The sequence below is a fragment of the Acidovorax sp. GW821-FHT10A04 genome (assembly GCF_059415825.1).
In genome coordinates this window covers 446,943-457,825 of record NZ_JBWKNZ010000002.1, presented here as the reverse complement: position 1 = coordinate 457,825, position 10,883 = coordinate 446,943, and the positions used below count along the sequence as shown (strand labels likewise).

The window sequence follows — 10,883 nt, the reverse complement described above, 5'->3', positions numbered from 1 at the left end:
ACGACAGGAGATGTGCCATGCGATTCATGATTCTGGTCAAGGCCAGCCCCGAGAGCGAAGCCGGCGCCTTGCCCGGCGAGGACATGCTTGCCGTGATGGGCGCCTACCACGAGGAGCTGTCGCGCGCTGGCGTGCTGCTCGATGGCGTGGGCCTCAAGTCCAGCGCCCAGGGCTGGCGTGTGCGCTATGGCAGCGGTGGCCAGCGCACGGTGGTCGACGGCCCCTTCACCGAGACCAAGGAGCTGATCGCCGGCTACACGCTGATCCAGGTGCGCTCGCGCGACGAGGCCATGGAGTGGGCCCGGCGCTTTCCCAACCCGCGCGGCGAAGGGTTGGAAGCCGAGATCGAGGTGCGCCCGGTCTTCGAGCTCGACGACTTCGCCCAGGGCGAAGGCGTCCAGCGCTTTCGCGACATCGAGGCCGCGCGCGGCTGAACCCGATTTCCCACGACCACCCCAGGATTCACCATGATCAAGACCATTGCCCTCGTCGTGCTGGCCGCCCTGGCCCTGCTGCTGGCCTATGCCGCCACCCGCCCCGACAGCTTCCGCGTGGAGCGCAGCCGCGTGATCGAGGCCCCGCCCGAACGCGTGTTCGGCCTGATCCAGGACCTGCGCCAGTTCAACACCTGGAACCCCTACGAGCGCAAGGACCCCGGTGCCAAGGGCGAGTACAGCGCCGCCACCGCCGGCCCCGGCGCGCGCTATGCCTGGCGGGGCGACAAGGTGGGCACCGGCAGCATGGAGATCACCGAGGCCACCGTGCCCTCCCATGTGGGCATGAAGCTCGACTTCGTCGCCCCGTTCGAGGCGCACAACCAGGTGGACTTCACGCTCGCACCCCAGGCCGGCAACGCCCGGGCCACCCGCGTCACCTGGGCCATGCATGGCCCCGTGCCCTACCTGGCCAAGGTCATGCACCTGTTCTTCAACATGGACCGCATGGTTGGCAAGGACTTCGAGGACGGCCTCGCCTTCCTCGCGGCCGAGGCCACCAAGTGATCCTGCCCGGACGCCTCGTCCCCTGTTTCCCCCGTCCGTTGTTATCCCTTATCGTTCCACCACCTCAGGAGACCGCCTTGCAACACCAGATGATCTTCGTCAACCTGCCCATCAAGGACATGGGCCGCTCGCAAGCCTTTTTCCGCGCCCTGGGCTACGACTTCAATCCCCAGTTCACCAACGAGCAGGGTGCCTGCCTGGTGCTCGGCGAGAACCTGTTCGTGATGCTGCTGGTCGAGGAGTTCTACAAGACCTTCACCGACAAGGCCGTGGCCGATGCGAGGAAGACCTCCGAGGTGCTGGTCTGCCTGTCGGCCCAGAGCCGCGAGGAGATCGACACCCTGGTGGCCAAGGCCGTGGCCGCTGGCGCCACCTCGCCGCGCGCGCCGCAGGACCATGGCTTCATGTACGGCCATGGCTTCGACGACCTCGATGGCCACACCTGGGAGTTCGCCTACATGGTGGACGCCAGCAAGGCGCTGGGCTGAGCAGCATGGGCCTGCCCGACTCCGATGCCCTGCACCGCACCATCGCATCGGTATGGCGCATCGAGGCGGCCCGCATCATCGCCCGCGTGGCGCGCATGACGCGCGACGTGGGCCGGGCCGAGGAGCTGGCGCAGGACGCGCTGGTCTCGGCCCTGGAGCACTGGCCCGCCACCGGCCTGCCTGACAACCCCGCTGCCTGGCTCATGACCACCGCCCGCAACCGCGCCCTGGACCATTTGCGCCAGCAGGCCATGCAGGCGCGCGAGCACGAGGCTCTGGGCCATGACATGGAGGCGCTGGAGGCCCAGTACGCGCCCGACTTCGTCGATGCCCTGGACGCCGCGCGCCAGGACGACATCGGCGACGACCTGCTGCGCCTGATCTTCACCGCCTGCCATCCCGTGCTCTCGACCGAGGCGCGCGTCGCCCTCACGCTGCGGCTGCTGGGCGGCCTGTCCACGGTGGAGATCGCGCGCGCCTTCCTCGTGCCCGAGGCCACGGTGGCCCAGCGCATCGTGCGCGCCAAGCGCAGCCTCACCGCCGCGCATGTGCCCTTCGAGGTGCCCGGCGCGGCCGAGCGCGCGCCGCGCCTGGCCTCGGTGCTCGAGGTCATCTACCTCATTTTCAACGAAGGCTATGCCGCCACCGCGGGCGACGACTGGATGCGCCCCGCCCTGTGCGGCGAGGCCCAGCGCCTGGTGCGCGTGCTCGCCGGCCTGGCGCCCGACGAGCCCGAGGTGCAGGGCCTGGTGGCGCTGCTGGAGATCCAGGCCTCGCGCCTGCCCGCGCGCACCGACGCCGAAGGCCGCCCCGTGCTGCTCATGGACCAGGACCGCTCGCGCTGGGACCATCTGCTGGTGCGCCGCGGCCTGGCTGCGCTCGACAAGGCCGAACAGTTGGCCCGCGCCGGCCACCCCTGGGGGCCCTATGCGCTGCAGGGCGCCATCGCGGCCTGCCACGCGCGTGCGCGCCGCGCCGAAGACACCGACTGGCAGCACATCGTGGCGCTGTACGACGCGCTGCTGCAGGTCTCGCCCTCGCCCGTCGTGGCGCTGAACCGGGCCGTGGCCGTGGGCATGGCCGACGGCCCCGCCGCCGCACTGGCCCTGGTCGATGCCCTGGGCGCCGACCCGGCCCTGCGCGACTACCACTGGCTGCCCAGCGTGCGCGGCGACCTGCTGGCCAGGCTGGGCCGCCATGGTGAAGCGCGTGTGCAGTTCGCGCATGCGGCCACGCTCACGCGCAATGCACAGGAACAGGCCCTGCTGCTGGCACGCGCTGCCGACTGCGGGGCGTGAAAAGACGGGAGTGACAGGGCGCGGCTTTTGCCGTAACGTGCGGCCCTCCACGGAGTGATCGCCATGCAGTTTCCGTCCACGCCCCCGTTCCCGCTCGAAGGCGGGTGCGACTGCCACCATGTGCGCTACCGCATGCTGACCGCGCCGCTGTTCGTGCATTGCTGCCATTGCCGCTGGTGCCAGCGCGAGACGGGCGCCTCCTTCGCCCTCAACGCCATGATTGAGGCCGACCGGATCCGCCTGCTGGGCGGCAAGCCGGCGCTGGTCGACACGCCTTCGGAAAGCGGCCTGGGCCAGAAGATCGCGCGCTGCCCGCACTGCCATGTGGCTGTGTGGAGCCACTACGCGGGCGCGGGCCCGCTGGTCTCCTTCGTGCGCGTGGGCACGCTCGACGCGCCCGACCACTTGCCGCCCGACATCCATATCTTCACCCTCTCGAAGCAGCCCTGGGTGGTGCTGCCCCAAGGCGCGGCCGTGGTTCCCGAATACTACGAACGCGAGGCGCACTGGCCACCCGAAAGCCTGGCGCGCCGCCAGGTGCTGCTGCCCAAGATCGCGGCCTACCGGGCATCGATGGGGTTCGATCCCTTGTGAGGGTGAGTGTGAGCGGTCAGGGCGGCGGGCTTTTGCGCCGCTTCTTTCGCGGCAGGCCGCGCAGGGACGGGTGCACCGAGGGCTTGGGCGGTGCGCCCAAGGCCGCGCGCGCCAGCGCATCGGCCTCGCCATTGCGGTGGCGCGCAATCCACTGTATTTGCACCTGATCGAAGCTTTTGAGCAGGGCGCGTGCGGCGGCGTACAGGGGCTCCAGGCGCTCGATGGGGGGCGTGGCCACTTCGCCGAGCTGCTCCACCAGGATGCTGCTGTCGCTGTAGACCTGCAGTGCGCTGGCGCCGCGCGCGAGGGCTTCGTTCAGCGCCATCACCAGCGCACGCAGCTCGGCCTCGTTGTTGCAGCCCGTGGCGTGCGTGGCCTGCGACAGGGCGTGGCGCGTGCCGTCGGGCGCGACCAGCACGGCGCCCAGGCCCATGCGGCCCGGGTTGGGGATGGCGCTGCCATCGCAGTGGATGGCCCAGGGCGCCGACAGGTCCATGGAGGGGACAGAGGGTGGCTTACTCGGGCTGGCGGTAGAAGGCTTCCACCGTGCCCTTGAGCTTGATCATCAGCGGCTGGCCCTTGCGGTCCAGCGTCTTGCCGGCGGGCACCTTCACCCAGCCTTCGCTGACGCAGTACTCCTGCACATCGGTGCGGTCCTTGCCATTGAAGCGGATGCCGATGTCGTGCTCGAACACGGCCGCGACATGGTGCGGGCTGCGCGGGTCCACGGACAGGTGGTCGGGCAGCGGTGGGGCTTGGGTGGTATCGGTCATGGGAAAAGTGTGTGGATCGGTTCGTGGAGGCAACCGCGTATTTTCGGCGATCCGCGGCATGCCTGCGCCGGCAAACAAGGGTTGCGGGCAGGGAGATCGGTCAGCAGGGCACCGGCACCGCAGGCTTGGCATGCTGCGCGAGCAGCTTGCCGATACCGGGCTTGGCGCAGCGCTGCAGCGCCATCAGCAGCGCATGGCCGGGCTCGGCCACGCCCCAGCGCTGGCGCAGGTCGTGCTGCATGCGCGCCAGCAGCTCGGCGGCCATCTCGGCATCGGCCAGGGCCCGGTGGGCCCGGCCCGTGCGCGGCAGGCCGTGGTAGTCCACCAGCGTGCCGAGCTTGTGGCTCGGCGCCTCGGGGTACAGCCGGCGCGAGAGCAGCACCGTGCAGGCGAACGCGTGCGGCGCAGCCACACCGGCCAGGGCCAGCTCGGCCTGCCAGAACTTGCTGTCGAACGCGGCGTTGTGCGCCACCATGGGCGCATCGCCCACGAAGCGGGCGGCGTCCTGCATCACCCCGGCCGCGTCGGGCGCGGCATTCACCATGGCATTGGTGATGCCCGTGAGCTGGGTGATGAAGGCCGGGATCCAGGCGCCGGTCTTCATCAGGCTCTGGAAGCGGTCCACCACGCGGCCGTTCTCCAGCAGCACGATGGCCACCTCGGTGGCACGCGCGCCCTGGCCGGGCGAGACGCCCGTGGTTTCAAAGTCGATGACGGCGATACAGGACATGGGGCCTGGAGGATAAACCGAAGCCCTTGCCCCGGCCGAGGCCCAGGGTTTGCGGCCCTGCCAGGCGGGCTTCAGGCCGCCGTATAGGTGTAGTCCACCGGCACGATGCGCTCGTAGACCGTCTGGCTGGCGGCGTTCTTCATCAGCAGCCGGACGCTGGTGAGCTTGCCGGGGTCGATGACGGTGAAATGCCTGGACACGACGCCCGTGCCCACCTGCCTGCCCGTGGTGCCCTCGTAGGTCATGTTGGCCTGCGTCTCGGGGATGACCCAGATATCGAGGCCTTCTTCGGTGTTGATCGCGTAGGCGACGTCCACGTCGATGCGGGTGCCGGCCTTGACCACGGCCGGCGAGGGAATGGACACCTTGACGCCGGTGATCTCCGAGCCCTTGCCGTCGTTCAGCCATTCCTCGTCGACCTCGGCCTGTTCGTAGGTGTAGTCCACCGCCAGCGCCTGGTTGAACACCTCCACGAATTCCTGGTTCTTGGCCACGATGAACAGCTCGCGCACGGTGCCGGCCTGCGTCAGGTGCACGCGGCGGGTCACCTGGCCCGTGCCGGGCTCCAGGCAGTCGCGCGAGCCCTCGTAGATCGAGTCATAGGTGGTGTCGAGGATCTTCACCCAGACATACAGGGGCTCCCGGGGCGCGCTGTAGCGGTAGTCCAGGGTCACGGTGATGGGGGTGTTGGCCTCGAGCACGCTGCCCGACGGCGGGTCGATGTGCACGCCCGTGATCTTCAGGTCGGTGCGGGTGTTGTCCTGGTGCCTGGCGCGCCGGACAAAGTAGACGACCAGCCCGATGGCCACCAGCCCCGCGACGGTGATGTAGATGTTTTCCACGGTGAATTGCCCCCTCAGGTACCGCACCTTGCTGTTGGTATGGATGGGGCGGTGCGTATTGCCCCGGGGGCAAATTATGGTGGCGCGCGGCCCAGGGTCAACAGCGGGGGTGTGCGAGGAAGAAGCGCAGCATCTCCTCGGTGGCCGATACGCCCCGGGGATCGGTGTGGCTGCCGCGGGCATCGCCACCGGCCCAGGCGTGGCCGCCACCGTGCAGCACCCAGTGCTCCGCCAGTGTGGCGCTGCCGCTCTGGTACAGGGTGCGCGTATAGCCCTGGCCGTGGGCCGAGCGGCCGGTGGTCACGGCAGGGCGTACCTCGCCCTCGGCGGCGGCCAGCGCCGCCTCCACCAGTTGCTCACCATTGCGCGCGTGCACGGTGGCATCGGCGTCGCCATGGAAGACGATCAGCGGCAGCGCCGTGCCCAGCTGGATGACCGGGGGCGTGGTCGCCGCGAACGGGCTGGTGCTGGCGGGCTTGGCGCCGGTCTTCATCGCCGAGAGCGCGGCCATCACGTTCTGCGCCGCACCGGCCGACAGGCCCGAGTGCACGCCCACGGCGGCAAACAGCTCGGGGTACTCGCGTGCCAGCAGGGCCGCCATGGCACCGCCGGCCGAGAGGCCCGCCACGTAGACGCGATCGCCGTCCACCGGGTGGCGCGCCATCACCTCGCGCACCATGGCCACCAGCGTGGCCGGCTCGCCGCCGCCGCGCCGCTGGTCCTGGGGCCGGAACCAGTTCCAGCAGGCCTTGGGGTTGGCACTGCCCGCCTGGGCGGGGTAGAGCACCAGGGCATTCACCCGCGCCGCCGCGCCGTTCATGCCCGTGCCGGTGGCGAAGTCCTCCGGGTTCTGGGTGCAGCCGTGCAGCATGAGCACCAGGGGCATGGGGGCGCCGGTGTCGGCACCGGGCGGCACATACAGGTAGTAATGGTCCTGCGGGGCACCGGCCAGCGCGAAGGCCACCCGGGTGAAGCTGCCGGGCGCTGGCTTGGCGGCATGGCCGCGGGCATTGGCGGGTGCGGGATCCGGGGACGGTGGGGTGCGGGGCGGTTTGTCGTCCGCCAGGTCGATCACCACGGCGTCTTCGATGTCGGCCTGCGCAAAGCCGGTGCGCCAGCCTGGGCCGGATGCTGCGGTCCCGGGCATCCCCGCCCTGGCGCCTTCGCGCTGGGTGGCCGTCGCAGCGGCATGGGGTGCTGCCGTGCCTGCCATGGCGGGCGTGCCGCCCAGGGCCTGCTGGATGGCGCGGGTGGCATCGGCCAGCTGGCCCTTGCGCACCAGGTCGGTGGCGTTGCCGAGGAGTTGCTTGAGATTGTGGTTCCAGTCCATTGGAAGGTCCTTGGGTGAGCTGGTAGGGCGTGCGCCGTGCATGGCACCGCTGCCCAGGGGGCGGCCGGTGCCGTCGGTTTTGTCTCGGAATGCCGCCGCTCGAAAGGGCCGGTCTGGAATTGACAACGAAAGAAATCGCCGTTGTGGTGCGCTGGGCACCGCGCCACGGTGGGCGCTTGTCTCAACCGATGCGGCCCGCCAGGGCCGCCTTGACCGCCGGGCTGGCGTGGAACGCCCCGAGCACGGTGACCGAGGCAATGGTCGCCTTTGCCAGCTCGGGCGGCACGTCGTCCTCGATGCTGGCCAGGCCCAGCACGCGGATCTCCAGCGTCTGGCCGGCGGCCTGCACGGTCTCCAGGTCGGTGCGGCCAAAGCGCTGCAGTCCAAGCACGAGCATCTTGCGTGCCACCACCTGGCGCACCGCCTCGTTCTGGGTGCTCAGCTGGTTGCGGATGGCGGTGCGGATGAAATCCGTGCGGTTGGCGTAGAAGCCCTCCGATACCAGCAGATCGATGTGTCCCAGGTCCACATAGCCGAGGTTGATGGTGATCTTTTCCGAATCGGGGACCTTGCTGCGCAGGGCCAGGGAGGTGGTGGAAGTGGGGGTCATAAATTGCCTTCTGGCCGTCCTGTGCCATCCATATGGATGGTAATTGGATGGTGTATCGGCGTTTTCAAGGGCAGGCGATCAAAAAGAAAGAGCCCGAGGGCCCTTTCTGGTGCGTGGCGGTCGTGCGCGGGCTCAACCCGCGCCGCGGCTCCCACCACCGCTGCTGCTGCCAGCACCGCCCTGGCGGGACTGGCCCTGGTTGCCGCTGCCCAGGTGGGTGTCGCGGTCGCCACGGCTCTCGGGCGTGCGGCGGCCCTGGTTGATTTGCGTGGCCTTGTCGCCTGCGCTGTTGTGGGCGTTGGCGACCTTGCCGCTGCCGTCGCTGCTGGCATTCACGTCGTCTGGCTGGTTTTCCTTGCTGCTCATGGCAATCTCCTCAGGTCCGGTCATGGATGGTGCGCACGGGCGGGCGCACCGCGGTGTGCACGGTGCTGCCTCAGGACAGCGTCAGTTCCTGGTGCTCGCCCAGGTCGCGCGGCTGCTCGCCGGTGATGGCCGCCTTGGCCATCTTGTACAGCTGCACCATCTTGCTTTCCTTGACGTCCCAGAACTCGGCATGGCCGATGCGCACGGCCAGCAGTGCCAGGTTGGGATCGGTATGCCCCGCGGGGAACCAGGCCTTGGCCATGGGCGACCACAGGGCTTCCTTTTGCGCCAGGTCCTCGACGAAGCTGGCCTGGCCCGACAGGGACACGTAGCTGTCATCGCCCGGGTCGGCATACGACACGTTCACCTGGCCATCGGTCAGCAGGCGGCCATAGAGCTCGCCGTTGCGCGGGATGAAGAAGTACAGCAGCGACTGCTCGTCGATGCTGCGGTTCTGCGTGGTCAGCGGGTGCGCGTGCAGCATGCCATTGGCATGGCGGTGGGTGAGCATGCCGAATTTGATGTCCTTGATCAGCTTCCACAGCGTCTCGCGGGCGGGGGTTTCGTGTTGCATCGGGGTGCCTCCGGCAGATGGTGAATGGGTAAAAATTCACTGTAGGCCGCCAGGAGGTGCGCAGGCGTCGGTCTCGGGCCCGGCTTGCGTAGGGCGTTTGTCCGACAGCGCTCAGCGCGGCTTGCGCTGCTCCAGCGCAAACGGGGGCAGGCCCTTGAGCAGACGCTGCCCGTACGAGGTGTTCATGAGCCGCTTGTCGTAGCAGTACACATGGGCCTGGTCTTCCTCGGTGCGGATGGCGCGGCCCACCCACTGGGCCAGGCGGATCGCGGTGGCCGGCACCACCAGCTCGCTGAAGGGGTCGCGCCCCACGGCGCGCAGCCATTCGGCACGGGCTTCGCCCACCGGGTCGTCGGGCGGGGCGAAGGGCAGCTTGGTGATGAACACCGACTCGCACAGCCGGCCCGGCAGGTCCAGCCCCTCGCCGAAGGACTGCATGCCGAAGATCACCGAGGGCTGTCCGTCGGCCACGCGCTCGCGGTGGCGCTTGAGCAGCTGCGTTCGCGGCAGCGCGTTCTGCACCAGTACCACGCTGCGCATGGCGGTGGGCAGGGCATCGACCGCCTGGCGCATCTGCTCGCGCGAGGTGAACAGCACCAGCGCACCGTACTCCACGTTGGCGATGTCGTAGAGCAGCGCCTCCACCATCTCGGCCGTGAACTGGGCCGCGTTCTTGGGGTCGGCCCGCGTCTCGGCCGCGATCAGTGTGCCCTGGGCGGCGTAGTCGAAGGGGCTCGGCACCTCCAGCGTGGTGGCGGCCGCATCGCCATGCAGGCCCGACTCGCGCATGAAGAATTCGAAGTGACCGCAGCTGGTGAGCGTGGCCGAGGTCAGCACCGCGCCGCGCACCGCGCTCCACAGGTGGTTGCGCAGCGTGGTGCCGGGCAATATCGGGCTGGCATGCGCCTTGACGACGATGAAGTCGCCCTCCACCTCCAGCGTGAACCACTTGGCGGCCGGCACCGCGCCCTCGGGTGCGTCCTGCAGCAGCAGCTGGGCCGTGGCGTGCAGCTCTTCCAGGCGCGGGGCCAGCATGCCGATCTGCGCGTACAGGGTGGACAGGCGGCGCGCCTCGTCGGGCTTGTCGCGCATCTCGGCGCGTAGCGCCTTGGAGATGGCGCGCAGCGCTTCGAGAAAACCGTCGGCGCTCGCGGCCAGCAGCCCGAGCGGGGCGAGCAGCTGCTCAGGCAGCACGCCGCGCGGCACGCGCACGCGCGCCGGGCCCCAGGCGTCCTTCTGGCTCTTGAGGGCCGGGCCGTAGACGTCCATCACGATGCGCGCCAGGTCCTGCAGCGTCTGGCGCAGTTGGCCCGAGTGCTTGGGGATGTCGGCGATCTCCTCGACCTCCAGCAGCGCGCCGATGCGCAGGCCGCGGCTGGCCAGGCGCTCGATCCAGGTCACGCGGCTCAGGTCCATGCTGCAGGCGAACTGGTCCAGCGCGGTGGCGGGCAGGTGGTGCGCCTCGTCCAGCACCAGCAGGCAGTTGTCCAGCTCGGGCAGCACGCGCGCGCCCAGGGAGGACAGCAGCAGGTCGTGGTTGGCCACGATCACCTGGGCGCCGACCAGCTCCTTGCGCTTGTCGTAGTAGGTGCACTGGCTGAAGGCCGGGCAGTGCTTGCCGGTGCAGGAGGCGCCCTCGGCCGCCACGGCGCTCCACACCTCGGGCTCGGGCGGCGTGTCCAGGCTGTCACGGTCACCGTCCCAGGCGCCCTTGGCCAGGGTCTGCGACATGGCCGAGTAGAACTGGATGCGCGCCTCGGTCTCCTGGCGCGGACGCTTGGCGCGGGCGGCGGCCTCTTCCTCGGCAAACAGGTCGTCTTCGGGCTCGTCCTCGGCCTCGCCGGTGCCGGCCAGACGGTCGAGCTTGAGCTTGCACACATAGCGCCCGCGCCCCTTGGCCAGCGCGAACTTGAAGGGCTGGGGCAGCAATTGGGCCAGGGCCGGCAGGTCCTTGTTCACCAGCTGCTCCTGCAGCGCCACCGTGGCGGTGGAGATGAGCACCCGCGTGCCGCGCGACAGCGCCATGGCGATCGCGGGTGCGCAGTAGGCCAGCGATTTGCCCACGCCCGTGCCGGCCTGGATTACGGCGATAGAGCGGGTGGGCGCGGCCTCGCCCGCCTCTTCGTCCACCTTGCCCAGCGTGGCATGGCTGAAGGTCTGCGCCACCTGCTCGGCCATGCGCCGCTGCCCGCCGCGGCTGCGAAACCCCGGCGTGGCCTGCACCACCGCATCGAACGACTGCAGGGCCGCCTGGGCCCACTCTGTTGAAGACATAAG

At 69.6% G+C, this 10,883-nt stretch carries 14 protein-coding genes; 5 read left to right on the top strand and 9 right to left on the bottom strand.

Features of this window, described 5'->3' with window-relative positions:
* Positions 1-17: 17 nt before the first annotated feature.
* The 5 genes from AC07PF_RS06505 (at position 18) to AC07PF_RS06485 (ending at position 3,381) form a co-directional block, all read left to right on the top strand.
* Complete coding sequence (locus tag AC07PF_RS06505) at positions 18-434, top strand: YciI family protein (protein WP_494603532.1); 417 nt, start codon at positions 18-20, stop codon at positions 432-434.
* A 33-nt stretch (positions 435-467) separates the two neighbouring features.
* Complete coding sequence (locus AC07PF_RS06500; RefSeq protein ID WP_494611244.1) at positions 468-1,001, top strand: SRPBCC family protein; 534 nt, start codon at positions 468-470, stop codon at positions 999-1,001.
* An 89-nt stretch (positions 1,002-1,090) separates the two neighbouring features.
* On the top strand, positions 1,091-1,489 hold the full coding sequence (locus AC07PF_RS06495) for a VOC family protein (protein ID WP_494611404.1): 399 nt from the start codon (positions 1,091-1,093) through the stop codon (positions 1,487-1,489).
* A gap of 5 nt (positions 1,490-1,494) precedes the next feature.
* Positions 1,495-2,787, top strand: a complete 1,293-nt coding sequence (locus AC07PF_RS06490; protein ID WP_494611243.1) for an RNA polymerase sigma factor — start codon at positions 1,495-1,497, stop codon at positions 2,785-2,787.
* Between the two features lie 63 nt (positions 2,788-2,850).
* Positions 2,851-3,381, top strand: coding sequence for a GFA family protein (locus tag AC07PF_RS06485; RefSeq protein ID WP_494603540.1), 531 nt, complete (start codon positions 2,851-2,853; stop codon positions 3,379-3,381).
* Positions 3,382-3,397: 16 nt separating this feature from the next.
* Here AC07PF_RS06485 and AC07PF_RS06480 read toward each other — a convergent pair whose 3' ends face one another.
* The 9 genes from AC07PF_RS06480 to dinG all read right to left on the bottom strand — a co-directional run bounded on the left by AC07PF_RS06480 (position 3,398) and on the right by dinG (position 10,880).
* Complete coding sequence (locus AC07PF_RS06480; RefSeq protein ID WP_494603542.1) at positions 3,398-3,877, bottom strand: ribonuclease HI family protein; 480 nt, start codon at positions 3,875-3,877, stop codon at positions 3,398-3,400.
* Positions 3,878-3,896: 19 nt separating this feature from the next.
* Entirely contained in the window at positions 3,897-4,154 is a 258-nt protein-coding gene (locus AC07PF_RS06475) for a DUF3297 family protein (protein ID WP_007861785.1), read from the bottom strand.
* A gap of 100 nt (positions 4,155-4,254) precedes the next feature.
* Complete coding sequence (locus AC07PF_RS06470) at positions 4,255-4,884, bottom strand: 3'-5' exonuclease (RefSeq protein WP_494611242.1); 630 nt, start codon at positions 4,882-4,884, stop codon at positions 4,255-4,257.
* A gap of 71 nt (positions 4,885-4,955) precedes the next feature.
* Positions 4,956-5,726 carry a hypothetical protein gene (locus tag AC07PF_RS06465; protein WP_494611241.1) on the bottom strand — a complete coding sequence of 257 codons (771 nt, stop codon included), beginning with the start codon at positions 5,724-5,726 and terminating at the stop codon, positions 4,956-4,958.
* Positions 5,727-5,823: 97 nt separating this feature from the next.
* Positions 5,824-7,056 (bottom strand): extracellular catalytic domain type 1 short-chain-length polyhydroxyalkanoate depolymerase, encoded by a 1,233-nt coding sequence (locus tag AC07PF_RS06460; protein ID WP_494611240.1) that lies wholly within the window; start codon positions 7,054-7,056, stop codon positions 5,824-5,826.
* 181 nt (positions 7,057-7,237) lie between these two features.
* Positions 7,238-7,666, bottom strand: a complete 429-nt coding sequence (locus AC07PF_RS06455; RefSeq protein WP_494603550.1) for a CopG family transcriptional regulator — start codon at positions 7,664-7,666, stop codon at positions 7,238-7,240.
* A 132-nt stretch (positions 7,667-7,798) separates the two neighbouring features.
* Positions 7,799-8,032 (bottom strand): hypothetical protein, encoded by a 234-nt coding sequence (locus AC07PF_RS06450; RefSeq protein ID WP_145694119.1) that lies wholly within the window; start codon positions 8,030-8,032, stop codon positions 7,799-7,801.
* A gap of 70 nt (positions 8,033-8,102) precedes the next feature.
* On the bottom strand, positions 8,103-8,606 hold the full coding sequence (locus AC07PF_RS06445; RefSeq protein WP_007861774.1) for a pyridoxamine 5'-phosphate oxidase family protein: 504 nt from the start codon (positions 8,604-8,606) through the stop codon (positions 8,103-8,105).
* A 111-nt stretch (positions 8,607-8,717) separates the two neighbouring features.
* Positions 8,718-10,880, bottom strand: coding sequence for an ATP-dependent DNA helicase DinG (dinG, locus tag AC07PF_RS06440; RefSeq protein ID WP_494611239.1), 2,163 nt, complete (start codon positions 10,878-10,880; stop codon positions 8,718-8,720).
* Positions 10,881-10,883 lie beyond the last annotated feature (3 nt).